This window comes from Paenibacillus sp. FSL R5-0636, assembly GCF_037974255.1.
Lineage (GTDB): Bacteria > Bacillota > Bacilli > Paenibacillales > Paenibacillaceae > Paenibacillus_AQ > Paenibacillus_AQ odorifer.
Map to the genome: position 1 here is coordinate 3,703,202 of NZ_CP150232.1, position 25,859 is coordinate 3,729,060.

Consider the following 25,859-nt stretch of genomic DNA (forward strand, 5'->3'; position numbering starts at 1 on the left):
GCAACATCATTACGCTTACGGGGAATGATCGATCAATCCATACACGATAGCAGCCGTCTAGATGATCGGCTGTCTTTTTATTAAGCTAACGGCCACCCGTTAACTTTACCCTTTTAAGTACCGTAGCCGAAGTAGAATATTGTTACGCCATCCCGATCATACGATCGAGGAAGAAAGTGCTCCAATTTTCAGCCATTCTGAAAGAAACCAAAAGAATGAGCAACATGGTAGACGGCCTACTTCTTCTGGCAAGAGGCGTTCACATGAGGAAGTTATCTCATGCACACCTGTTCGTATTGACGGGATCATTAAAGAGATCGCCAAAAAAATGGAGCCAATAATGGATTACAAGCAGTTGCGGGTACAGCTTCATGTCGAAGGCTCGGAATTGCTCATGAATGGAGATGAGAATCGTCTCATACAGTTGTTCATGATTTTGTTGGACAATGCCATTAAATTTACGCAGGCGGATGGGCAAATCGATCTTGAGTGTCTTAGGCAGGGGAAATCAGTTCTTGTAACCGTCAAGGATAACGGAGTGGGTATTTCGGAACATGAATTACCACTCGTATTTAATCGCTTTTATAAGGGAGATTCCTCTAGAAGTAGAGGGGATCATGGAGCAGGTCTAGGGCTATCGATCGCACGTTGGATCGTCGATCAACATCAAGGTACTGTCCACATTAGCAGCGGGGTAGGGTGTGGTACGACAGTTATGATTCGTTTTCCGGTGATTAGTTAAATAATAATAGTACTCTTCAAAAGAGACTTACAATTGTTGTCGGGACTTTTGGGGATATCTACAGAACGCAGCAAAGTTCTTTATTATCTAATCTTTTCAAAAAAGAAGAAATTAGTACATACTGTGCAATAAGCGAAGAAGATTATATGGCTTCGCTACCGGTTATTAGCGCATATAAACAAAGGGTGATTATCGCTCAATGTTTAACTTGGATGTGATGCCTTGTAGGAATTTCAAAAAAACCGTTGAATCAGCTCAACAGTTTTTTTAAATGCATTTGTGTGTCGTCCTATAAGTGGTTGATGAAACTCTGAGCAATTGATATGGCCAGTCGAAATCGCAAGGCTCTAATTAATGATGTGGTTATTGCTCGGAACTCGAAAGAGGAAGTGATAAATAGATCAAATAATATAAACCCCTAGATTGTCATATTATAGATCTATGTATAGTCTAAGTAGAATGCATCTTAGTGACATATGTACAAAATACGGGTTTTGTGAGGAAGTAGTGTGTAAATTAAAGGAACCAACCAATTTGATCCAAATTATTGCCAATTTACTGTCTATTAATGATTATCTAATCAATGTTCAAACCTGTTCAAAATAGCTACTCTTTCATAAGCAATTGATTCTTATTTAGTAATCGATTTATCTTAAACGAGTATTAAGCTTTAAAGCTCATCAAGTCTCGCATAAAACTTTAAGTGCTGATAATGTTTTTATTGTTGCATTAGATTACATAACTCTTGATTATATAAATTGACTATTACCATTATTTAACTTTTAGAATCGTCCTCATACATGTTCATCTTTAAAGCTTTAATTTCAAAGCAACTCTTCAGCTATCCTTAATTGTCTTTCCCGTTCTTTAGTAGCTGCCTCTGCAACTGAAGAATGTTCTGATATGTAATTCACTAGTTTAACTGCATAGTCACTGCAAACCATAGCATGTCCTCTCATATGTCCAGTTGCAATGGCTTGTGCAAAAGAACGGGCAGCATACTTACTAACCTCGGTTGTGGACTCTTTGGCCAATTCATTGACTATGAATCCAACTTTTCTTAAATCAAAGGCTCTAATCTCACCAGTTATACGCTTTTCTAGCGTTTCTATACCTAAATCAATCCGCGGGTCATTTACAAGCTGCTGGTCCAGATGATCCAGGTGCTCAGCTGCTACTTTCAAAGCCCATTTGGCCAGAAACTTCTGCGGCAGCTCTTCAAGCGTTTCTTCAAGCCGATTTCTTAATTCATGGTTATCTATAATCTTTATCTTTGGACTAGTATAAGTAAACATGTTAGTTTCTCTTAATTGCTGTTCATGTTTATTCCATGCATGTTCCTCAATATTCAACGAATCACTCCCCCATTACAATACGGCACTATTTAATTGCTTCAGATCTTCTTTTATAAAAAGAGTGTACCATACTGAAAAAATGTAAATTAGCCATATTCTACGCGAATAGTCGCCTTTATTACTCCGATGCTGGGTAAACATCTCTTCGATGATATTCATATTGAATATTTCTTCAATGCCACTATATCGTATTTGTTCGAACATTATATCTGAAATTGGAGTTTTGAGCCAATCACGAATGGGTACGGGAAATCCTAGTTTCGGGCGATTCACAATAGCTTCCGGAACGATTCCTTCCATAGCTTTACGCAAAGCAAGTTTTGTTGTTTTTTGCCCAATCCGATTGGACACAGGTATTTTACTAGCCGTTTCGAAAACCTCTTTATCTAAAAATGGGACTCTTAATTCTAATGAATGAGCCATGGATAGCTTATCTGCTTTTGATAAAATGTCTCCAGGTAACCAAAAATTCATATCAATAAACTGCATTCTTGTCGTAGGGTCTAGGTGAGCTGTCTTATCATAAAAAGGCTTAACGATATCCGCGGGATGTAAAAAGCTATGCTGAGCGTGTACCGATTCGTGGAGCAAATTCATCTTACCGGTTTTGTTGAAGATGTTCGCATTACCGAAAAAACGTTCTTCTAAAGGTGTCAGACCCCGAAGCAAATAATTTTTTCCATAAAAATGATAGGGATATACGGATAATGATTTTCGTAACGAATCCTTTATAAAGTTAGGCATCCAGGTTATCGGTCTTAAAGCATTTGGCTCTCTATAGATTCTGTATCCTCCGAATAATTCGTCAGCACCTTCCCCTGATAAGACAACCGTAACATGTTCTTTGGCAAGCTGGTTTAGATGATAGAGTGCAATGGCAGAAGGATCCGCTACAGGTTCATCTAGATGCCAGACCGTTTTCGGGATACTTTCAAAAAAGTCTTTTTGCGATAAGATGTGAAAATAATGATCTGTCCCCAGTTTGGCTGCTGTTTGATTTGCAATGATTGTTTCATTGTTCAACCCTTCAAATCCAATTGAAAAGGTTTTGGTGGATTCTTCTGTTCTCATCATTGCAGCTATAGCTGTAGAGTCAATTCCACTGGACAAAAAACATCCTCTATTCACATCACTTTGTAAATGAAGGTTTACAGACTCTTTCAATTTCCACTGAATTTCTTCTGCGTAGTCTGCTAAAGATCGTACTACCGGTTGAAAATGGGGTTCCCAATATTTCTCGATCTTCATTTCACCTTCCGAGTTAACAAATACTCGCTCTGCAGGTCCTAATTTATGAATGTGTTCAAACATCGTATCAGGATGCGGGACATACTGAAAAGTTAAGTAGCTGAATAAACTTTGATACTGAAGCTTTCTGGGTACCCCTTGCACTGCAAGTATGCTTTTAATTTCCGAAGCAAATAAAAGATTATTTTTGTCTTTGTAATAATAAAAAGGCTTGATCCCGAAATGATCTCTAGCAGCAAAAAGAGATTGTTCCTTAAGATCCCAAATCGCAAAACTAAACATTCCACGTAAATGATGGACACAGTCCTTGCCGTATTCCTCAAATAAATGCACAATGACCTCTGTATCTGATTGCGTCTGAAATTGATGTCCCTTTAGCTTAAGTTGATCTCGTAGTGTTTTATAATTATAGATTTCACCATTAAAAATAATCCAAAGAGTACGATCTTCATTCGTCATCGGTTGATTGCCATCACGTAAATCAATTACAGACAATCTGCGAAAACCAAGTCCAATGCGAGAATCGAGCCATACTCCCTCATGATTGGGACCTCGGTGATTCATAACCCCTGTCATTTGTTTTAAGGTTTCTTCATGTGGTGGCTGTCCATTATATTTTAATATTCCTGCTATTCCACACATACTCTGGCAGTCCTTCCTATTATAAAGATTAGGATATAGAGTGCCCATAATTGCTTTGATAAATTTATCATTTTTTTCTAAAGGATTCACTTATTTGAAAATATAAAAAAAGAAAAGCCTGTATTAGCAGGCTTTTCTCATTCATTTTTACTTTATCTCTCCCAGAAAGCTTCTAAAGTTCTCGACAATGTCTTTAGATCGGGTATGGTGCAAATAATGCTCCCCATCAAGCAACATCAATTTCCCGTGTAAGGAGTCGTTAATCTGTTCTTTATGCAGGGATTCCCAACCTGGAACATCCGTATTGTCTTTCACTAGGAAGAAAATAACAGGAAGATCTTTAGGGAAATTTAATGTTTCCGTGGCTTTGAAATTGCTTTTAAAATGCTCTGCTTCGCTGATGATATTAGGATTCATCATGTTTTTAAGTGAAATCATTCTATTTTGTTCTTTAGTTTCCTCATCATCACTTGGTGTAACGATTTGGGCCGGGTTGAGTTTTACCAGCAATCGCATAAATCCTGATTTTTTAAGCAGCTTATAGGTTCCTGATGGAAATTCTTCATCGTTGCCCCCTTGTGTGGGTACGCTGCTGTCGATGCCTACGAATGCACTAACTTCGTTTTCGTATTTGTTCACATAGTCCAGTCCGTAAATTCCTGCTATAGAGTGTCCCATCAGAATATAACGATCTATCTTTAATTCTTGTAAAGCTTCATGAAGCTCACTCACTATATTGTCGACTGTTCGTTCTTTTGTGGTGACATCACTTAGTCCATAACCAAACGGCTCAACTACTACAACTTTATAGAAAGGAGTCAGTTCATCTACAAGTGGTTTGAAATCAATTACGGGTGATGCGGTTCCAAACCCTGGGAGTAACACGACCGTTTCCTTGCCTTGCCCTTGTATGGTTACATTCATTTTTTTCCCGTCGACAGGTACAAGCTGACCATAGGGTTCTATTTTTCTTTTCTCCACTTTATTGCTGATCACATTGACTGTAAAAACGATGACCAGAAAAAGTGCTAGGAGGATGACTATAGCGACTATTACTTTAAGTAAAATTAATAATGTTTTCTTCATACTTTCATTTCCTTCCTTGATGTTTCTTTTAGTTTCTCCAACTTCTGCACCCCTTCTTGTTATCCCTTATCTTTTGTCTATTCCATTCTATCAATCCAGTCTTAGATCCTGTGTAACGCAAGTTTAATTGATTCTTAACTTTCAACAGCCCCTAATGATAACGATTTAAGCTTCTGTTAAGATTGGAATAACAAAAAAACACCTTTAGTTATCCGTCGATTAACCATAGGCCAATTCAACGTTTTCTAAAGGTGTAGTTTCCACTTATTAGTTCATTGATTATTTACGCGCTGCACGAAGCTTCTCAGGAGTTACATCATTTCCATCCGGATCTAAAATTGTCACTCCAGAAAGACTGTTACGAACTTGTCCACGAATTTCACGCAGGTAGTCTTCACGCAATGCGATCTGTTCAACCCATTCGCCTTGTGTCAGACCTACTTCACGTTCTTTCTTAGCTAATTCATTGATGCGAGTCAAACTTGTAATCATCTATGTTCCTCTTTTCTTAGTTTTAATTAGCTTACTAACGGTTATGGCGATTAGTTCCAGATTCAAGCTAAATTATCAGCCATTTGTTTCATAAGTCTTCTTAATAATAAACGTTCTTCAGGTATAATTCCGGCTAGTAATTTATCCAGCTGTTTGTTCCAGATCTGTTCCACAGGTTCGCAGAGATTACGTCCGGCTGGGGTTAGATACACTCGGCTAACTCTGCCATCTTCAGGATCTCTTTTTCGAACAACAAACCCATGATTTTCAAGAGATTTCACCATATTTGTTATGGTTGGAGGCTCACAATTCAAGCGTTCACTTAGCTGTATCTGTGTCATTCCATCTGTTCTCCATAACCGGCATAATAACTGTTCTTGACCCACATGAAGATTAAGTTCTCTAAGCAGCTCTGCATAATCTCTACGCATTTCCGCTGATATTCTATCCAGTAGTTCCCTTATCTCATCTTCTATCACAGATATTTCCTCCGTACTGCCTTACAAATTACTTAGCAAGCTAATAATATCACGATTTATTAAAAATTTCAAATAAATGTCCGTAACGTTCATCCTGTTTGCTGACCAAACCATTAAAAAAGGAGTAAAACCACAAGATCACGTAGATCTTGTTTTTTTACTCCTGCCCAGTCAACACTTGACTTCGTTCTCAATTATTTTGTGGAAGCCGCACTTCAAACATCGTCCGCACTACACTGCTTTGTGCAGAAACTGTTCCAGCATGTTGTTCCACAATGTTTTTAGTGATAAATAAGCCCAGTCCCGTACTCCCTGTGGGATGCGTTCGCGCTCGATCCCCGGTGTAGAACATATCAAAAATACGCGGCAGCTCTTCCGGATCAATACAATCTCCATAGTTAATAATCTCAATAACGACTTCGTTTTCTTCTAAATACCCATGAATATCAATAAATTGACCGTCGCTTCCGTATCGCGCTGCGTTAGTGAGAAGATTCTCAAATACACGTGCCAGCAGCTCACCGTCACCCTCTATCTTCAGAGGTTGGGTTACATCCAAGCGGGAAGTAAGACCATTTTTCTCAAAAACGGGATATAACTCTTCATTTAATTGTAAAAGAAGCTCACTAAGGTCGATCGAGGTTTTCTCAAGCGTAAGCTTACCGTAGTTCATTCTTGTAATTTCAAATAGCTCATCAATTAATTTTTCCAAACGTTGAGATTTAGTATAAGCAATCGTTGTGTAATGTCTGGTCTGTTCTGGCGTTAATTCATTGTCCTTAAGGATAAAATCCAAATAACCTATAACTGAGGTAAGTGGAGTACGCAGATCATGTGCCAGATTTAACACAAGTTGATCTTTACTGCTCTCCGCAAAGTCTCCCCGCTCAATAGCTTCCTGAAGATGATCAATAGCCAGATTGATATCATGGCCAATAAGGCCGAATTCATCTTTAGAAGGGATATCCACCCGCTCCGAGAAATCACCCGACGCCAGCTGATGGATCCCTTTCGAGATTTCCTTGAAATAATTTGCATATGGTTTAGTAAATATAAAAAAGAATAAGATGGCCAAAGGAATGAAGATAATCAAAAACGCATTAACATCACCGATATCCCGCATCAAGTAGCGAACTTTAGTCAATGGATTTTCTAATAAGACCTCTGATCGGTAATATCTCTGCAGAATTTTATAGATTGAAAAGGTAATTCCACCGGATACAAGCATACTGGCCATCAGCAGCATAATCATTTTTGTACGAAAGCTATAAATCATTTTAGGCATTGGTTGTATACCCTTCCCCTACTATTTATCTTTGTAGTGACAATGGTATATGAATTCATTCAAAATCTCAAATCCTTCGAATCAAAGATCTTTCCGCACAAAAATCCGCAGAGAAATGATATATGAACAGCTAAGCAAGAATACATAAGCCAGCCCTAGAATTATAAAGGGAATGACCGTACCTTTCACTCCAAAACTTAGCCATCTGTTCACATCAGGTATCCACTGGATCAAAAAGCTAAACACGTTCGGGCCAAACATAACAATCATCATAAAAACAAGATTAACCACTTGTGCCCCCTTTGCCCCTAACCAGTAATGAATCGGTAAATAAAGCATCGCAAGGAGAGGGAAAATGGATATCGTAATACCAACCTCTTGCCAAAAATGAGGGGTTACGGCTTTACCTGTCACAACAATCAGGAGATAGGTAAAGGCCGTTGCTGCCAGCCCGACAAGAGCAAACGGAAGGATCGAAAAATATTTGGCCCGGACAAGCTCTTGTCTCCGTACAGGGAGATTAACGAGAAACCGTTGCGTCATCTGCTGAGTATCCATTGAACAGGAGCTTATCAATAACAGCATAGGTGGCATTACCGTAAATAAACTGAAGCTATGATAGCTTGAGTATGCTATGAAAATAAAGAAAGGGATTAGCAGCATCAGAAATTTACGCAAAAGAATGAAGTCTTTTTGAATTAAAAAAAATGATTTATACACTTTACGTCCTCCTTAGCTTATAACTCTTCCTTGCTAAACAATCGTAGTGAAATCCTATAAGAGCAGTACAATATGAATAGATAAACAATCCCTGTCAAACCAATCGGCACCAGATGATCCTGCAGCTTTAAATGGGTAATTGTTAAGAAAAAGGATGAATTTGAGAGTGAAGATCCAGTGTTTAGGGTGGTAATCGTTATTACTACATTAAAAAGGATATTGAAGTAATAGTTTTTGGAACCAAGCCAATAATGAATCGGCAGATAAATAGACGCAGTCAAAGGAATCATCAGTAATGTTAAAGATACCCCTATCCAATAAAACGGGCTAATGGAATATCCAAATGAAAAGGAAATTAGTAACAAAGCTAAAGAGCAAACCAAACCGATGAAACAATAAGGAACAAGTGATAAGTATTTAGCCAAGATAATCTCTTGCCGTCTTACTGGCAACCCTATAACAAACTTTGTGTTGTTATTCAATGCATCCATAGAACAGGAGTATACGAGCAACAGTAAAGATTGAAATGTAGCAAACATGCTGGAGTTATCCAGTTGAACATATGCAATAAACAAGATACTCAAGAGAAATATAGGGATAAAATTCCGCAGTAGGATAAAATCTTTTCGAATCAGCAAAAAGAGGTTAAACATACAAAGCGTTTCCCTTTACCGTAAAATACATGATTTCTTCCAGGGTAGGTGTTTCGCATATGGCATGATCTCTAAAGAAGTGTTCCCCCTCAGAGCGATTGTTCAGAAGCCCCTCGAAACCAACTTCCGTCTCTCTAAGCCCGATGAACCATTTTCGCACATCCCGATCAAGCAACTCTTTGTTGCCTTTAACCATCATATATTTGTTGGCTAGTGATTCCTTCATTTCATTAAATACTAGGCGCCCTTCGTTCACAAAAACAATATAGTCCGCGATCCGATCCAAATCAGTCGTATTATGCGTTGAAAAAAGAATAGACTTCTTTTCATCCTGGATATGCTCACTAAGCAAATCAAGCAACTCTCTTCGGAATATAGGATCAAGTCCTGCAGTAGGTTCATCCATAATGAGCAGATCTGCACCATGTGATAAGGCAATGGCGAGTGAATACTTCATTTTCATTCCTTTGGAGAGCTCCTTAATCTTTTTCCGCGGGGAAAGCTTGAACATCTCTATGTATTTCCTATACGTTTCTTGATCCCAACGACTATAAAAAGGAGCAATAATCTTACTCATCTGATCGATGGTTAATTGATCGTAAAAGTAATTCTCATCGGAGACATAGCCAATCCGATCCTTATTCTCTGCTTCATGAATAGACATCTCTTGGTCAAAAATCTTGACGCTGCCGCGATCAGGAAACACCATCCCCATCATCATTTTAATTATTGTTGTTTTCCCTGCCCCATTCGGCCCAATTAGCCCCGTGATATACCCTTCTTTGATACCGAACGTAAGTTCGCATAGGCTAAAATGGCCATATTTTTTAGAAATTTGGTCCAATTGAATGACTTCTTTCATTCTGTCTCCTCCTCATAAAGCAATTTCAACATCTCACTAAACTCAGCAAAATCAATCCCCAACATTTTACTCTCGTCGATAATCTCCTTCATTTTGTTCTCCATAATCCGTAGCCGTTGTTCCCGAATAAACTCCTGATCTGCACCAGAAACAAAGGAACCTTTCCCCACAATTGAATTGATAAGCCCTTCTCTCTCCAGTTCTTCATAGGCTCGTTTCGTTGTAATTACGCTAATCTGCAGCTCTTTGGCTAATAGCCGGATAGAAGGTAATGGGGTGCCAGACACTAACTCTCCTTGCAGAATCATCTGGCGGATCTGGCTGACAATCTGTGCATAGATGGGTTCACCGGAAGTGTTGGATATCAATATGTTCATGGAATCGTGCCCTCACTCCTAGTTTATGTGTTATCAATGTATATATGTAATATATACACTATACTCAATGTTGTCAATTACCTTTCTTGTATCGGCAAAAAAGCTGATTCCTAGGATCTAAGAACCAGCTTACATAGTTATCAGATATTTTCTTCATCACAATAATCCAGCACTTTTTAAAAAACGGCTAACAATATCTATCTGATAGCGAATCCGTAGGTCACGATCAAGGCTCCAGCAGGTTTCCACAGTAAATGCTTTAGCTCCTAATATACGGGTAACGGCTGCCCTTGAGGAGCCGGGGCGCTCCCGTAAACGGATATTAAAATGATAAGCGGTTTTGGGAATCGTTCGATTAATGCCTTTGATGACACGTTTTGCTGTACCTATTCCTCGGCTTCCCGGAGTGACGATGATCGACTGGCCAAGTCGCTTAGGATTTTTTTGTGACAACCCATTTGCTTCATGAAGGTCCAGAAACCAGGTGGGACGATATCTTAGTACTAGCTGTAGCAAAGCTGAAGCTAATGGATGTCTTGCCGCTGTTTTGCTAGAACGTGGAAAGGTGCGATTTAAATCAGGTACACCTCTGATCCGTTTGCGGTAAGCTTTTTGATTCAATAGAGGAACTACAATGATCGTGCCCCGGTGTATATACAACCTTCTCTGGTTAAAACGTTCTACAATGATCTGTGCGGCACGAATACTTCCTGTCTCATTCCCATGTATCCCCGACACCACCATAAAGACAGGACCAGGAAGCTCACCTCTAATCACATAATAAGGGGTAGCATAAGCTGTGGACGATGCTAAGGTATAGCTTTCAACGATCATAAAGGATCACCTCCACATTTAGATAATCCATATATGTGTATTCCGATATACCCCAGTTGTCCTAGACAGATAAGCAAGAAGAAATGACGTTGTCTTTTTTAAAGATAACATTCGTTTTTCGTAGAAATACAATCAAAAAAAGCCTGATTTCTCAGGCTTCCTTAGTCCTAACTAGTTAATTTATTTATACGCTGGGAGCCAGTCTCCATGGGCTGTGATCAGCTCGTCGCACATATTTGTAATGTCATCCATCGACAATTCAGCTGCTGTATGTGGATCGAGCATTGCGGCGTGATAGATATGCTCTTTCTTATGGGTAATCGCTGCTTCGATCGTTAACAATTGTGTATTAATGTTTGTACGATTCAGTGCGGCGCACTGTGGAGGCAGATCTCCCACGTAGGTCGGAGTTACTCCGCTTCTATCTACTAAACAAGGGACCTCTACACATGCTTCATTTGGCAAATTGGTGATAAGACCTGTGTTCATAACATTGCCACCTATTTTGAAAGGCACATTAGTTTCGATGGCTTCCATGATATAAGACGCATATTCATGCGAACGTTCATGTTTAAGTTCTTTGTTATTAACCAATTCTTCCCGCATTTGTTGCCAACGTTCAATTTGATCTACACAGCGGCGTGGATACTCGTCGAGTGGAATTTGAAACCGTTCGATAAGCTCAGGGTAATTACGTTTGATAAAATAAGGATGATACTCTGCGTTATGTTCCGAAGATTCCGTAATGTAGTAACCGAATTTAAGCATCATTTCATAACGGACCATGTCTCCGTGATGTTCTTTTTGCTTCTCAGCTGCACGGCGTTTAATTTCCGGATACAAATCCTCGCCGTCTTTAGTAACCTCCAATAACCAAGCCATATGGTTAATCCCAGCGATCTTAGCCTGAACACCTGTCTGATCCATACCCAGATGCTCGAACAAGCCCGGAATACAATGCTGCACACTATGACATAATCCCACCGTCTTTACACCGCCATAGGTATTCATCACATTGGTCAGAACTGCCATAGGATTCGTATAGTTCATAAAGAGTGCGTCCGGACAAACCTCCCGTACATCCGCAGCAAAGTCCAGCATCACTGGAATAGTACGCAGGTTACGGAATATCCCACCTATGCCAACTGTGTCCGCAATCGTTTGCCGCAAGCCATATTTCTTCGGAATTTCAAAATCTGTGATGGTGCAAGGATCGTAACCTCCCACTTGGATTGCATTAATGACATATTTAGCTCCACGCAAAGCTTCTTTACGATCCGTATAGGATTTCACAACACAAGTGCTGCCGCTGCTCTCTTTTATATTATTAAGCATATTCTCGGAATCTTTAAGGCGTTGCAGATCAATATCATACAGGGCAAGTTCAAACCCTTGCAGGGCTGGCGTTCTCATACAATCTCCCAACACGTTTTTGGCGAATACGGTGCTACCCGCTCCGATAAATGTAATTTTAGACATATGAAATATTCCTCCTTATAGGTGAGGTGAACGGTGTTAACATCGCAGTTTTATGGAGTAGAGTAAACTATAATTCCCTTATAAACACTAGGATGTTAGATCATAACCGTCTGCTCTCTTCACTAATCACTATAAATGAGAGCGGTCCCAATGAGTATGGAGAAATACAAGAGAAATATGGACGTTTGTTGCATTTGTATATTCAATCCTATAATCTAAATGTATTATAAAAGCAATCTTGGGGAGGTTCTAAGTGAATGGCTTCAGAACATTATCATTTTACAGCAGGGTTTAATCTGGCTCCCGATGATCATGACCTATCTGTATTATTCAGCGGAGAAGGCAAACCCGTTCCTGGACATAAAATGGGCCCCTCTGTTCATGATTACTATCTCATTCATACAGTAATTGATGGTGAAGGTGTTTTTCAAAGTGGCAGTAATTCGCAGGGATGTAGTAAGGGGGATACCTTTGTTATTTTTCCGGGGGCGTTATTTAGCTATCAGGCAGACATGGATCGTCCGTGGACATATGTATGGGTGGCCTTACAAGGGGAAGCGGTTGAACAGCTACTACAGGAAGTGGGAATTACAAGGGACAATCCAATAGTCCACTTAGATAACCTAATAGAGATACATAAGATATATGAACATATTCGTTTATCCTTTCAGCAATCTGCTTATCCTCGACTGGAGAGCTTAGAAGCTTCGGGTTGGCTGCGGCTGCTAGTGCACAAATTCGGCGTTGCGAACATAAGTTCGCTGCCCTCTCAATCGATAGAATTACCGGATGTTATCGACCGCCAGATCGATCAAGCGATCCGTTGGATTTCTCTACAGTTTCATCAACAGATCAGTATCGACCATATGGCATCCTCCCTTGGCTATCATAGAGCACACCTCTCTAAAGTCTTTAAACAAAAGATCGGCATGTCTCCCAAACAATATTTATTAAAGGTTCGGATGGATAAAGCAAAAAAACTGCTAGGAGGAACGCTGACCATCGACCAGATCTCTTCCTCGGTCGGTTTCAATGACGCGTTATACTTCTCCAAGCAGTTTCGTAAGTGGAGCGGCATGTCTCCCAGTGAATTTCGAAATCATCTTCGAACGGGCAAGTGATTGATATTACTCACGTTTCTTTCATGGCTTTAGATAAAATAGAGCTAACAAACGTTGTCTTTCCTTCACAATAAGCATCAATGTCATAACGATGTTGTTCTGCCAGGCGCTGCTTGACCTCTGCATACGCTTGACGCGCTGCTGTATTCGATCGCAGATAGTCTCTGAAAGCGATATGCTCCAAGTAGCCTTTTCCATCCTTAGGGCAAACATACAGATGATATTTCATAAACCCGTCATCCTGAAGTCTTTGAAAAGCTTCTCTGCCCTCTATTCCCAAGTTCCCTTGGTGTTCATAACCACGCTGTTGTAAACGTTCGATGATTTGTGGGAGTACATCGTAGCTTTCCATCACAAGATCTAGGTCGATGATAGGTTTAGCAGCCAGCCCTTCAATGGAAGTACTGCCCACATGCTCGATAGAAATAATAAGATCTCCGACATAAGATAAGAGCTGTTCTTTTAATTTATTGAATTCTGCCTTCCACTCTGGGTTATACGGGACAACCTCTATAACTTTCGTCTTCTCAGCGATGATCAAACACCTCCCGGGTATAATAAAAGGTAATATAATACGTTTCTAGCTAATCTCCGGTATATCCTCTTTCTCTATCACTCTATAGACTATCCATATGCATAGAGCGGCTACAACAAGCGTTCCCCCCATTAAGCAGACGCCACTCCAGCCCCAATGCTGCCATGCAAAACTTCCCAGCGTGGATCCAATCGCTCCACCTGTAAAAGTGCTGACCATAAAAACAGTATTTATACGACTTCGAGCCGCTGGTTCAAGTGCATATATCCGTGTTTGGTTACTGATCTGTGATCCCTGTACCCCAAGATCCAGAATAATAACTCCTGCAATCAAACTCCAGATTGTAAATCCGGCTAAACCAAAAAATCCGTAAGCAATCAATGTAATTAACAGTAGGATCCCTACAATCTTTTTGGGAGCAATTCTGTCTGCTAACCTCCCGATAAATGGAGCACCAGCAGCACCTGCTACACCAATAAGACCAAACAATCCTGTGATTGAGCTACTGTAGTGATAAGGTTCTCCTTCCAGAAAGAAAGCTAGAGAAGTCCAGAACACACTGAAGCCGCCAAACATGCAAGCCCCAATTAAAGATGACTCACGAAGCGTCGAATATCTGCGAATCAGTTGCCCCATTGATTTCAGCAGATCGGAGTACGAAGAATTATTGTCTGGTTTCGTTGCCGGGATTAGCCGATAAAGAATAAGGGATAGCAATAACATAACTACTGCGGCAATCCAGTACATCGCTCTCCAGCCGAACATATCCCCTATAATTCCGGATATTGTTCTTGCTAGCAGAATACCAAAAAACAATCCACTCATTACTGTACCTATAACCTTCCCCCGTTCCTCCGGTAAAGCTAACTCAGCCGAGAGAGGAATGATGACCTGCGGCACCACCGTAGTTATGCCGATAGCAAAGCTGGCGATATACATCCAAGTGAGGTTTTGTGCGGTAGCGAAACCAATTAGGGACAGTGATACAGCAATAAGAAGTCCGGATATCAGTGTTCTGCGTTCACGAATGTCACCTAGTGGAACAAAAAATAACATTCCCAGCGCGTAGCCGATTTGAGTAAGCATCGATACATATCCCACTGCGTTAGAGGAAGCATTAAAGGTGCGTCCTATCTCAGCTAGGAGCGGCTGATTATAATACATATTTGCCACGCTTAGTCCTGATGCAATGGCTAGAATTAGGATGAATTGCTTAGATAGACCTTCTCCTACACGAACAGCAGCGCCTGTGATAGATTGTGTCATGAAATTATGTGCCTCCGTTCACGTATGCTGCTTCAAACAGCGAGCTTTATTTTCCCTAATATATTATATCAGTCACTGTCAACCTTCTTTTTCAATAGATTAATGATTAGTAAAAGCAAAAATATAAATATCTGCATAAGTACAATTTATAGTAAAATATATAAATCTGAGCTAGGAGTGGATGGGTGTGCACCAGAACGAACAAATCATAAACAAACTACAAAAGAACCCCTTAAAGAATGTTAGCTTGTTAAAAATGTTAACCTCCTTCCACGAAGTCATGGAAACACATCTAGTAGAGCAAGGTGAGCAGTGGGGTGTTGTTTTACTTCTTCCAGCCACAGCATACGCATATGATCATAGGGTATATCCTCAAGCGGATTACATCGTATTTTTGGATTACAGCTGCCCCGATATATTTCCAGCATTACTAACGCTGCTCCCCACAGAGGCGAAGCTTGTTTTTAAACTGCAGGATGTGAAGTACCAAGAGGCACTGTCTGCGCATTTTTCTTTAGAAAAAGTTCGGGGGTTTTTCTCTTACAGCACAACTGAGGGGTTAAGGTATGTTAAGGACAAAGAGGTAACAATCAATCATTCATTTGACGACAGACTACTTCCACTTTGGGCTGCTAACCATTACAATAAGGAAGAAATTGAGGAATATTTCCAAAAAGGAGCGTTTTCCGTTTCAATCTTTCAGGGCGACAATCCGGTTAGTACCTGCCTAGCGTTCCGCAATGAAGAGCAGATTTGGGAAATCGGCGCTGTACATACTTTAGAAGCATTTCAAAGATACGGATACGCGAAAATGGTAGTTCGCACAGCCATACAAGAAACGTTAGAACGAGGCTTTATTCCACGCTATCACGTCCTTGAAAGAAATCAAGCGTCCATTCGTCTAGCTGAATCTATTGGACTTGTCCCTTGTGTGCAGCTAGAGCACTGGATTAACTACATTCAATAACAATTTCTATTGGAGGTGATTTTAATGAGCTATCCACCAAACGACAATTTGAACTATTATCAGCCTCCACCCCCTCCGGCACCAACGAATGGCAAATCAATCGCTGGTTTTGTCTTGGGAATCCTCTCCATTGTTGTGCCTTATATTGGTTTTCTGTTAGGAATTATTGCGATTATTCTATCCGCCTTATCGCTGAAGGAAATCCGTAATCGTTATGAACAAGGCAAAGGCTTAGCGATTGCAGGTCTGGTATGTGGAATTGTGGGCACGCTGATGTACGCAATTATTATATTATTCGTGGTTGTGTTTGTTTTTGCAGCTTCTACTTACTAACCACGAAAAGGATCTCAATAGCCATCATCGGCTGCTGAGATCCTTTTTGAGTTAACACGTTTATCAAGTGAACCCTTCATTCAGTCGTGGAACCAAAATCGGTGATTTTAAGCTTTACATCAAAGGTTAATGGCATCCGAATAAATTCCTCGTCCCAATGATCCTTGACCTTTTTCCAAACCTGCGGTTTTTCTATGCTGAACCAATTTCCGAACCCTGCCACATCTACTTTATAGGTGGAATGCATTTTGTGAATAAGAGCATTAATTTTTTCGGTCAATCTCTCCTCGAATATCTTCTCCAATTCTTTGAAATAGGCAACTTCCGCGGAATGCTCATTATCATCCCAATGCTCAATAAGACGTCCATCAGACTCAATCGCAACATGAAAGGAAAACTTCTCATCAGCAGTCTCCTTCAGTGTAATTTTGCTCTTGACTGATTTAATCTCATAAGTAATTGCTTCGTTTGACTGATCATATGTTTTGATGCTCCCGCCTTTAACATCGCCTTTGATCCAGGCAATACTCTCCACATCCTGTTGGTTCAGATTGCCGATCCAATATCCTGTGTCTCCCTTGATAATACCGGCGCCGGAAAACTCCACCTCACCATTTGCCTCAATAACGTTCTGCAAAACAAAGCTTTGCTTCGAATACATCAATGCATCTAGATTCGACAATGTTATGCCCTTCATAACTTTACTAGTCCTGAAGTGGTTATGGACCATGTCCTCCAGACGAAAAGAAGGAACCTCCTCTGCTGTCGTGTTTAGCGTATCAGACGCACGTCCTTGGCTAAGAAAGATGAGGCAGCTAGGGCGAATATCGTTATCACGCAACAGAAAGTCCATTAGCCGTCGGATTTTCTCTTGTTGTATCAATTTCTCGGATATGACAACAACCTTGAGGTGATGGCCTATAATCGGACGGTTCTTGCGGATCGAAATCTGGCGGAATACTTCAAGCAGGGAATCTCCAGACTCTGAAATATTATGGAAATGAGTTTTGGGTGTTTCACCTTCTTTGCCGGAGTTTCCAATTACATTTTCAGGCACAATTTGTACCGTAGCCGTCAATTTATTATGCTTAAGGTAACTTCCTCCGAGTTCCTCAAATTTCTTTTCGACTGTTTGAGGTTCCCCCTTGTCAAGCGCCAATCCCGTATAAACACTCAAGTCTTCAATTTCCTTACTGCTCCAGCAGCCGGACTGCGTAAGCAGAATCATAAATACCAATAGTAAGCGAATAACCTGCTGTCTAAACATTCTGCTTGAGTCCTTTCTTCCTAATGATTAATACAATCGACAATAACAGTGGCAGCAATATAAAGATCAGCACACCCATATAGCCAATCGCATCACCAAGACTGAAGACATCATTGATGCGTTGAGGGATCATCGTGCAGATGAAGATGATGGGCATTAAAGCGAACATAACCGGATGGATCTTTAGGTGAAACACCTGGGAGATTCCGAGTGACGCATTAAAGAAAAAGCTGCAAAAATTGCAGAACATCTGCATCAGCCAGATAACCAGCAACGGAAATTCAAATCGTTCAAAAAAGAACCCTGAAATTTCAAAGCTCCGCACCAAATCTATCGTCGGCCAGGTGCTGGAGATTACAGAATTAATAGATAAGCCGCCGATAACCATTACAACAGTAACCAAATATAATACAAATGGTATGCTTAAACCAACCAACATTCCCTTGACTGCTTGCTGTGGATGCTCCATAAAGGCCGTCATTGTCATCACAACCTCACAACCGGTAAAGATCAGGATGCTCGATTTCATGCCTCGGATCACCGGGATCATACCTTCACTCAGAAAAGGACGCAAATGCTGGATATCAAATATTCTGGTACTTAAGATATAACAAATTATCAGGATAAAAATACTGATCGGGAATACAATCTGAAACACGCGGGCCATGGAATTAATCCCACCATACACCAAATAAGTGCCCACCCAGATGAACGGTATCACAATCGCCCAGATCGGTGTCCCTTCCAGAAGAAAAAACAATGTTACTTCCGCCAAAACGCGGATTTCGAAACCCGCTATCACAATAAAGTACAGAATCAATATTGTACTCATTACACTGCCTGGAAGATTCCCAACAATTCTTTTAGAATACTGAAAGACAGTCTTCCCTGGAAATTGCTGGCTAAGCTTCACCATAACCAATATCACCAAAGATACGGTGATACCTCCCAGCACTACTGAAATCCAGGCATCGGGAGTCTGTACAGCCTTAACAACATTTCTGGGCAAAGTCAAAATTCCCGCACCTAGCATTGAATTGGTCAAGATTATGGAAGCCTGCGAGGTTGTGATCTTGTCATCAGTTCGTTTGAACACTGTGGTCTCCCCTCTGCTCCTGCTAAGAATACATTCTCTAGGACCTGCGCTTTTTCTTCTGGGTCTTCAGCATCTCCGGTCTTCGCTTCATGATTGATAACGGTGCACGGACGAACAAATCCTTCCAGTCACTTAACCGGAAAGGGGAAATAGGGGTGACGTAAGGAACTCCAAAGCTTGAAAGCCGAGTCAGATGACTGCAAATAAGCAGGAAGAAAAGGATGGTTCCGAACATGCCCAGGACCGCCGCAAATAACATGCCTGCGAATCGTAAGATCCGGAGAGTAATCCCCGCACTGTACATCGGTATGGAAAATGAAGAGATCGCTGTCACGGCTACAACAATTACCAGAAACGGACTCACAATACCAGCCTGTACCGCGGCATCTCCAATGATCAGACCTCCGACAATCCCCATTGCCGGACCTATGGGCTTCGGCAGCCGGATTCCAGCTTCACGCAAGATTTCAATGGAAATTTCCAGAATCAACACTTCAATTAATGCAGGAAAGGGTACACCTTGGCGTGTTTCGATAATGGAGATCGCCAGTTGTGTAGGAATCAGTCCCGGATGAAAGGAGATAAAGGAAATATACAGCGCCGGAGCCAACAGAGCCAGAAATGATGCGCAAAACCGGAGTATCCGCAAAAGTGTACCCGGAATCCAGCGCTCATAATAATCCTCAGGAGACTGCAAAAGCATACTGAACGTCACTGGAACAACGAGTGCAAACGGTGTGCCATCCAGCAAAATAGCGACTCTTCCCTCTAACAAGGAAGCAATTACCCGATCGGGTCTTTCCGTATTCTGTGTCTGCTGAAACGGGCTTAAATAATCATCCTCGATCAACTGTTCCACATAGCCGGATTCCAGAATAAAGTCCATATCAATTTTGGAGATACGTTCCTTCACTTCCTGGAGCAGATCAGGATTTACAATGTTTTTCATATAAGCGATAACCAGGTTCTTCTTGATTTCGCTGCCTACTTCAACCATTTTCATTTCCAGATTCTTATTAAGCCCTTGGCGCCGCAGCATAGAGGTATTCTCACTGAGCACTTCGGTAAAGCCAATCCGAGGCCCCCGCAGCAAAGCCTCTGAGGTCGGCTCAGTAATCGAGCGCACTGCTCCATGCGGAGAACCCACCAGCAACATCTCACACATGCCTTCGACAATCAGCGCAGTGTATCCGAATAGGACAAACTCCTGCAGCTGGTCTAAATCCTTGGCTTCACTGAGCTGAGCTAGCGGGAGCATATTCTGTTTCAAGTAGTTGTATATTCCTTCTGAAGCCTGCGTTTCGCCGGCAAACATCAAATTCTGCAGCACCTGCTGATTGATCAGTTCTTCGTGCTGCATCCCCTCTACATAGACTAATGCGGCACGTGCCTGAATACCTTTAACTGAGAATTCACGAAAATGTACATCACTGTTCTCCCCCAATGCCGTTTTTATCGCTGTCAGATCGGCATCATAGTCCTGAGTAAAAGCAGTAGACACAGGAGGCTGCGGATTTACTTCCCGATTGTCATTCTTCTTCAGTTCCGCATCCTGTGATTTGGCCTCTGTTTCCTTAGAGCGTCCGCTTCCAACATAAAAATACAAATGCCTGTAAAGATAAAAAATCCCTACGGGAAAGAGCAGCGTAATCGCCGCCTGCATAAAAATTGTCCAGTCCGGAATATAAGAGACTATTTTAGGCCACATCGCAATCATCCTCTATAGGAATCTGTTAGTACTATTCTCCTTCCACCCTATTCTTATGCAACATTTGAAACTTAAGGAAAGTTCATATATCACCATGGGTCCGGACATAACAAAACGCCCGCTTATGCGGGCGTCTGCAATTTAGAGTATTTTCGATGTTTACTGCTCAAGGTTAATTAGGTTGCTGCCACTGCTTTAAAACTTCAATCAGACCCGGGACATCTAATCCATCCAAGGAAAAAGCTTTGCGCAGCAGCTCATGCGGGATGAACTCATCGTATTTTCCGAGGTAGGGTGCTTCATCTGGTGATAACAATGATAATGGATCTGTGGCAGCCATACTTTCGGCAATGATCTCTGCTTCCAGCGTTTCTGCATCAGTTTTACCCGCAACAACCATATAATAAGGTTCCATCGGAACGATAGAACGCAGTCCCAGAGGGCTCTTCAGATTGTTCTTCAGAAGGCGCTCCAGCGTGCGGAATTGCCGACTGCCCGCCCAGGGCAGAATGAACATAGAATCTCCACCCGCCGGCATAACGGATCGCACAAGCATTCCGCTTTCCTTCGCTAAACGACGAGATCGTTCGAGCCGCGCAGCCGCACTCGGAGCTAAATACGGATACAATGAAGTGGCTCCTAAGATTTCACGGATCTTGTTCATGATGCGTGTATGTACATCCCCACCCGCACCAAGCCACAACGTATCTACTTTGCCGCGTGAGGTTTTCACATAAACGGCTTTATGGCGATTATCCACCTCTTCTACCTTCCAAAGCTTACCTGCCAGAGTAAAACAGTAGCCTGGTGGTGGAACCGTTGTGATCGATCCGATTTCCTCAGTTCCGTTATAGACCACATGCTCTTCATCATCTTTGAAGACCGCGTAGAAGCGGAAGTTATTCACGATCTTCTCTCCCGCCATCCCGATGATCAAGCTGCCTTCGTCCATCTTCTCAATTTGTCCCATGCCTAACATATAGGTCATGAAAATATCATAATCAGTAGGATCTATGGTTTTAAACGAAGGCAAACTCAGAACCGCTTCTTTTAAATCATCCGGTTCGGCCTCACCCATACTTTTCAAAATGCTCATCGTCTGATGGTATAGCAGTCCAACTGGCAGCTGACGCACGACCAGGGGTTCAACCCATTTCTCGCGCACATATAGCTCAATAACCGCTATCGCTCGAAGCAGTGTCCACGGCATCCGCGCCGGAAGCTGAGCTTCCTCGTCCTCTTCCTCGGGCGTGACAAAGATCATCTCGGATGCAGCGTCTCCACGCCTGCCCGAGCGGCCTAACCGCTGCACAAAGCTTGCGCAGCTATAGGGAGCGCCAACCTGTAGCACTCGCTCCAGCTCGCCCAGATCAATACCCAGCTCCAACGTCAATGTCGCTGCGGCAACAGCCGGTCCGGTGCCTTGCCGCAGCGCGGCTTCCGTCTCTTCACGCAGCATCGCGGAGATGCTGCCGTGGTGAACGTGAAACACATCCCGTTCACCACGCTTCGCGGCCGTTCTCCGCATCTCTAGGGTCGCCGTCTCCGCATCTGAGCGGCTGTTGGTGAAGATCAACGCCTTCTTCAGATGCGTATGATCATAAATAAAATCGTAATAAGACTGCTTCGCACGTTCTAAATGCTCCGCCTGCACCTCATCCCGTGCATCCGGGAAAGAGAAATGCTCCACACTTAACCTGAGCTTACGCCCGCCTTGTGGAGCGGACACTTCAACGCTCTCCCGCGTGCCCGCCGCCAGCCACTCTGTGACAGAAGCGTAGTCACTCAGCGTAGCTGATAGTCCGATTCTGCGAGGATAGCATCCCGCCATACGTGAGATTCTCGCCAGCTGGCTTAACACCTGAATCCCCCGGTCAGCTCCCATAAAGGCATGCACCTCGTCAATGACAATAAAACGCAGATCATGGAACAACGCTGGAATAGCATTCGGGCGGTTCATCAACAATCCTTCAAGCGATTCAGGGGTGATTTGCAGCACGCCTGAAGGATTCTGCACCAGTTTTGTTTTATCGGCTTGTGGTACATCTCCATGCCAGTGCCACACTGGAATGTTGCCTTCACGAAGCAAATCATTCAAACGTGTAAATTGATCGTTGATCAAAGCTTTCAGAGGGGCGATATACAAAATGCCAACCGAACCGGAAGGACGTTCATACAGTTCAGTAAGCGCAGGGAAAAAAGCTGCCTCTGTCTTACCTGAAGCGGTACCTGAGGCAATCAGCAGATGATGCGGGGTGTCAAAAAGCACCCGGCAGGCATCCACCTGTGCCTCACGCAAAGTCTCCCAGCGGTTCTTATAAATAAACTCTTTAATGAAGGGTGCCAGCCTATAGAACGGATTATCGCTCATAATTCAAACTCCGCCAGAAACCCATCCAGTTCATTTTGCTCAGTCTCAGCTGGCTTAGCCGTTTTTTCGCCCACTAGCTGTTCAAAAGTAATCTCCGGATGCTGGTGGAGCGTATGCAGCAGATCCATGAAATCACGTACTACCTCCCGTGGAGTCAAGAGTTCTTCAGCCCCTAATCTTCCAACCGCTTCCTCCATAAAATGAACCAATTGTTCCTGTGATAAACGCGCTTCATAACCATAATGTAGGGCGTGAATCCCTTTAAGCTTTTGCAGCAGTACCAGAATTTCCTCGTGTGATAACATGTCCAGTGCAATGATAGGTCCAGTATAATTGTTCAGACCCGCCGCCCCGTACCGGCCTGCAACCAATCTCGATCGCAGTGCCTCATAACTAAATAATCCACGCCGTCCATCTTCCACAAATTGCGGAGTTCCCCCTATAAAAATCCCAAGGTTCTCTGCCTTCCCCTGCATCGTATCATTGAACATAGTAAGCAGCTTTTCATAGTTGCTCTGGCGGGAAATACTGTTCGTAATTTTATAGAGATTGACACCTTCATCAATAAACAGCAGCAGACCTTTATAGCCAATAGCCGCGGTAAATTCCGCCCAAAGCTTCATATAGTCATACCAATTATCATCATCAATAATCACGCCAACTCCAAGCGCTTTGCGGGCTTCTGTCCGAGTTGCAAATTCTCCACGCAACCAGCGAAGCGAATCCTGTTTCTGGTCATCATCAGCCAGCTTGTGTGCATTCCAATAAGAGGCGAGTACTTTGGCAAAATCAAAACCATGTACCAAACCACGCATTTCAGAGGCTACAGCGTAAATTCGCTTCTCTACTTCTTCACCAAGCTGAGGGTGATCAGGTCCATATTCCTTCTCCTGCATCACGGACTGCTGTAGCGTAATAATCCATTTTTGCAGTATGATCTCCAACGCTCCACCATCTGGACGTGTGCGGGTCGATAAATGGCTCATTAGCTCCCGGTAAGTCGCTAGGCCTTGTCCTTTGGTTCCCACTAATCTGCGCTCAGGGGAGAGGTCAGCATCTGCTACTACAAAATCACGATCCATCGCGTAATTACGGATCATCTGAAGCAGAAAGCTTTTGCCGCTGCCGAATTTGCCTGTAATCAGCTTAAAAGCTGCCCCACCCTCTGCAATGTTCTCCATATCTCTTAATATGGCTTCAATCTCCGGCCGGCGGCCAACGGCTATATGCTCTAGTCCGATACGCGGAACAACACCAGCCGTCAACGAATTGACTAGCGCAGTTGTCATTCGTTTAGGTATTTTTAATTCACTCATCCAAAGTTCACCTCATTAAATATTGCGCAGCATAGAGATATATTCCTCAACAATATCTTCACCCTCAATGATCAGATCACCGAGAATATCCATTGCGATTTCATTAATCTCATCAATTAAAAGCTCTGACATCGTGCCATTGGCAGCAGCCAGCTTCAGCATAGATTGACTTCCATCCTCATCCAAAAGAGCAAACAGTGCTTCCCGTTGTAGTGGACTTAAAGCATTGGCAAACTGTTCTGCCTCCGACCCTATGTTAACCACTTGAGCTTCTTCCATCACATCTACAGGCAACAATTCTTCCTTGCTGTCTTTTATTGGACCGATTTCATCGATAGTTACATCGATCTCGCTATCCTCGTAATCTTCCTGCTCGTCCATATTCTCAACCGTAAGCATCGTCCGTACAATTTCAGAATCACTTTGCAGGCGTTCTAGCTTCTCCGGATCTATGACGACTGCCGGCCCCTTGTCTTCCTGCGTCTCTTTAAGGTACTCACGCTTTAGAAAACGAGTGATCAAATCGTCCATATCGGCATCCACATTAACACCTTTAAGTCGTCCGCGGTAGCCCATCAGTTCCCGTAGTTTATTCTCAGTCAGACGAAATAGCCTGGTAATCAGACTGCGAAGTGGTGGAGATTTACTAATACGTACAACCGGTATAAGAACAGAATAGCCATATAATGAAATGTCATATACGGCACTTCGGAATAAATAACGCTCCCGCATCACCGCTGGTCCAGGTGGAAACATTTCAACTAGATTGGAGCCGTGTTTTCGGGTGACATAAGCATTGATTAACGCCACGACCTGCGGAATGTATTGTTCAAGAGCTTCTTTGCCTTCTCCGATGTAGAACTTGGATTTACTAATATCATAGTCCGACATTGCCGTTAATACTGCAAAGGTTAGTTGCTCAGGCGCTGCGGTCAAGCCTCTCATTAATTCAAGTTCCGCCAGATCTCCTGCAAGACCACGTGAACGAGCCACAATGATAGAAAGCGGGACATCCAAGTGATGTACAAAAGAGAAGTCCGCGATCCAGCCGCCAAGATATTGATCCAAGCGTTTATAACTTTCCCGGTAAGCTTCCCACATCTGATTTAGCTGCCTATAGCCATCATAAGGATCAGTCCACCCCACGCCATTAATAAGCTCATATACATGCAGAAAAATATAAGAAAGATCTGTTTTCAGATATCTGCCTTGTCTAACTTCATTCCGCCAATAAAAATACCATCTGCTTTGCGTGCCTGTCATATGGCCATATGTAGGCCAGTAACTCTTAAAAGGAACAAATAGCGCTGAATCCTCAGTTTTATCAACCAATTCCTTCGCTCTTGTTACGAACTGCCCTTCGGTGGTAGTCACAGGCTCCGGCGTTTCCATCTCTGTATCCCAAAGCTGCAGCTGTAATGAAGGTTCAGGGGTGGAATTTGTTTTGCCATTATTCTTAGAAGATGACTTAGGCAGCGCAGGTTCAGGGGAATTTCGCGGCGGAATCGGTACATTTTGTTCCGTACTTTCCCAGACTAATTCTGTGAAATGCGGCTGCTTCCTATCATTACTCATGTGCGATCGCTCCGTCCTTATAAATAAGGATTAATGTAAAAAAACGGTCC

24 protein-coding genes are annotated in these 25,859 nt (G+C 42.4%); 4 read left to right on the forward strand and 20 right to left on the reverse strand.

All coding sequences use genetic code 11. The annotated features are described in order from the left end of the window. Positions 1–139 precede the first annotated feature (139 nt). Complete coding sequence (locus MKX34_RS16700) at positions 140–742, forward strand: ATP-binding protein (RefSeq protein ID WP_143763729.1); 603 nt, start codon at positions 140–142, stop codon at positions 740–742. Positions 743–1,566: 824 nt separating this feature from the next. On the opposite strand, the gene MKX34_RS16705 is transcribed toward MKX34_RS16700, so the two are convergent. The 12 genes from MKX34_RS16705 to MKX34_RS16760 all read right to left on the reverse strand — a co-directional run bounded on the left by MKX34_RS16705 (position 1,567) and on the right by MKX34_RS16760 (position 12,254). After that, on the reverse strand, positions 1,567–2,094 hold the full coding sequence (locus tag MKX34_RS16705; RefSeq protein WP_081383898.1) for a putative immunity protein: 528 nt from the start codon (positions 2,092–2,094) through the stop codon (positions 1,567–1,569). Between the two features lie 15 nt (positions 2,095–2,109). Beyond that, on the reverse strand, positions 2,110–3,987 hold the full coding sequence (asnB, locus tag MKX34_RS16710; protein WP_076296612.1) for an asparagine synthase (glutamine-hydrolyzing): 1,878 nt from the start codon (positions 3,985–3,987) through the stop codon (positions 2,110–2,112). A 147-nt stretch (positions 3,988–4,134) separates the two neighbouring features. Next, positions 4,135–5,073: an alpha/beta hydrolase gene (locus MKX34_RS16715; RefSeq protein WP_076296611.1), complete on the reverse strand. Its 939-nt coding sequence runs from the start codon at positions 5,071–5,073 to the stop codon at positions 4,135–4,137. A gap of 279 nt (positions 5,074–5,352) precedes the next feature. Next, the gene (locus MKX34_RS16720; protein ID WP_036676956.1) at positions 5,353–5,565 is read right to left on the reverse strand and encodes a DUF896 domain-containing protein; all 213 of its coding nucleotides are present in this window, start codon (positions 5,563–5,565) and stop codon (positions 5,353–5,355) included. Between the two features lie 62 nt (positions 5,566–5,627). Then, positions 5,628–6,044, reverse strand: a complete 417-nt coding sequence (locus MKX34_RS16725) for a MarR family transcriptional regulator (RefSeq protein WP_254848917.1) — start codon at positions 6,042–6,044, stop codon at positions 5,628–5,630. A gap of 190 nt (positions 6,045–6,234) precedes the next feature. Next, positions 6,235–7,329, reverse strand: coding sequence for a HAMP domain-containing sensor histidine kinase (locus MKX34_RS16730; RefSeq protein ID WP_036676951.1), 1,095 nt, complete (start codon positions 7,327–7,329; stop codon positions 6,235–6,237). 81 nt (positions 7,330–7,410) lie between these two features. Continuing rightward, complete coding sequence (locus MKX34_RS16735; RefSeq protein ID WP_076296610.1) at positions 7,411–8,049, reverse strand: ABC-2 transporter permease; 639 nt, start codon at positions 8,047–8,049, stop codon at positions 7,411–7,413. Positions 8,050–8,066: 17 nt separating this feature from the next. Next, positions 8,067–8,702, reverse strand: a complete 636-nt coding sequence (locus tag MKX34_RS16740) for an ABC-2 transporter permease (RefSeq protein WP_076296609.1) — start codon at positions 8,700–8,702, stop codon at positions 8,067–8,069. Next, positions 8,695–9,564 (reverse strand): ABC transporter ATP-binding protein, encoded by an 870-nt coding sequence (locus tag MKX34_RS16745; protein WP_038571381.1) that lies wholly within the window; start codon positions 9,562–9,564, stop codon positions 8,695–8,697. The genes MKX34_RS16740 and MKX34_RS16745 overlap by 8 nt, the downstream gene beginning before the upstream one ends. Continuing rightward, positions 9,561–9,941 carry a GntR family transcriptional regulator gene (locus MKX34_RS16750; RefSeq protein ID WP_042188506.1) on the reverse strand — a complete coding sequence of 127 codons (381 nt, stop codon included), beginning with the start codon at positions 9,939–9,941 and terminating at the stop codon, positions 9,561–9,563. Before MKX34_RS16750 ends, MKX34_RS16745 begins: the two co-directional genes overlap by 4 nt. Positions 9,942–10,097: 156 nt before the next feature. Continuing rightward, on the reverse strand, positions 10,098–10,775 hold the full coding sequence (locus MKX34_RS16755; RefSeq protein ID WP_038571386.1) for a succinylglutamate desuccinylase/aspartoacylase family protein: 678 nt from the start codon (positions 10,773–10,775) through the stop codon (positions 10,098–10,100). A 180-nt stretch (positions 10,776–10,955) separates the two neighbouring features. After that, complete coding sequence (locus tag MKX34_RS16760; RefSeq protein ID WP_036676934.1) at positions 10,956–12,254, reverse strand: alpha-glucosidase/alpha-galactosidase; 1,299 nt, start codon at positions 12,252–12,254, stop codon at positions 10,956–10,958. A gap of 257 nt (positions 12,255–12,511) precedes the next feature. Here MKX34_RS16760 and MKX34_RS16765 point away from each other — a divergent pair, with 257 nt between their 5' ends. Next, positions 12,512–13,375, forward strand: coding sequence for an AraC family transcriptional regulator (locus tag MKX34_RS16765; protein WP_076296608.1), 864 nt, complete (start codon positions 12,512–12,514; stop codon positions 13,373–13,375). Positions 13,376–13,385: 10 nt separating this feature from the next. On the opposite strand, the gene MKX34_RS16770 is transcribed toward MKX34_RS16765, so the two are convergent. Next, positions 13,386–13,916 carry a GrpB family protein gene (locus tag MKX34_RS16770; RefSeq protein WP_256717617.1) on the reverse strand — a complete coding sequence of 177 codons (531 nt, stop codon included), beginning with the start codon at positions 13,914–13,916 and terminating at the stop codon, positions 13,386–13,388. A 39-nt stretch (positions 13,917–13,955) separates the two neighbouring features. Then, on the reverse strand, positions 13,956–15,176 hold the full coding sequence (locus MKX34_RS16775; RefSeq protein WP_076296607.1) for an MFS transporter: 1,221 nt from the start codon (positions 15,174–15,176) through the stop codon (positions 13,956–13,958). 280 nt (positions 15,177–15,456) lie between these two features. Here MKX34_RS16775 and MKX34_RS16780 point away from each other — a divergent pair, with 280 nt between their 5' ends. Continuing rightward, complete coding sequence (locus MKX34_RS16780; protein ID WP_178944252.1) at positions 15,457–16,143, forward strand: GNAT family N-acetyltransferase; 687 nt, start codon at positions 15,457–15,459, stop codon at positions 16,141–16,143. A gap of 24 nt (positions 16,144–16,167) precedes the next feature. Further along, on the forward strand, positions 16,168–16,476 hold the full coding sequence (locus MKX34_RS16785) for a DUF4190 domain-containing protein (protein ID WP_036676925.1): 309 nt from the start codon (positions 16,168–16,170) through the stop codon (positions 16,474–16,476). Between the two features lie 76 nt (positions 16,477–16,552). Here MKX34_RS16785 and MKX34_RS16790 read toward each other — a convergent pair whose 3' ends face one another. The 6 genes from MKX34_RS16790 to MKX34_RS16815 all read right to left on the reverse strand — a co-directional run bounded on the left by MKX34_RS16790 (position 16,553) and on the right by MKX34_RS16815 (position 25,809). Then, complete coding sequence (locus tag MKX34_RS16790) at positions 16,553–17,743, reverse strand: Ger(x)C family spore germination protein (protein WP_076273240.1); 1,191 nt, start codon at positions 17,741–17,743, stop codon at positions 16,553–16,555. Beyond that, positions 17,736–18,839 (reverse strand): GerAB/ArcD/ProY family transporter, encoded by a 1,104-nt coding sequence (locus tag MKX34_RS16795; protein WP_076296606.1) that lies wholly within the window; start codon positions 18,837–18,839, stop codon positions 17,736–17,738. Before MKX34_RS16795 ends, MKX34_RS16790 begins: the two co-directional genes overlap by 8 nt. A gap of 37 nt (positions 18,840–18,876) precedes the next feature. After that, positions 18,877–20,547, reverse strand: a complete 1,671-nt coding sequence (locus MKX34_RS16800; protein WP_036677387.1) for a spore germination protein — start codon at positions 20,545–20,547, stop codon at positions 18,877–18,879. A gap of 172 nt (positions 20,548–20,719) precedes the next feature. Further along, entirely contained in the window at positions 20,720–22,918 is a 2,199-nt protein-coding gene (locus tag MKX34_RS16805) for a DEAD/DEAH box helicase (protein WP_076296605.1), read from the reverse strand. Further along, a complete protein-coding gene (locus tag MKX34_RS16810) occupies positions 22,915–24,234 on the reverse strand; it encodes an ATP-binding protein (RefSeq protein ID WP_036676916.1) in 1,320 nt (439 codons plus the stop codon). The genes MKX34_RS16805 and MKX34_RS16810 overlap by 4 nt, the downstream gene beginning before the upstream one ends. Before the next feature lie 15 nt (positions 24,235–24,249). Beyond that, positions 24,250–25,809 carry a TerB N-terminal domain-containing protein gene (locus MKX34_RS16815; protein WP_076296604.1) on the reverse strand — a complete coding sequence of 520 codons (1,560 nt, stop codon included), beginning with the start codon at positions 25,807–25,809 and terminating at the stop codon, positions 24,250–24,252. Between the last annotated feature and the right edge of the window lie 50 nt (positions 25,810–25,859).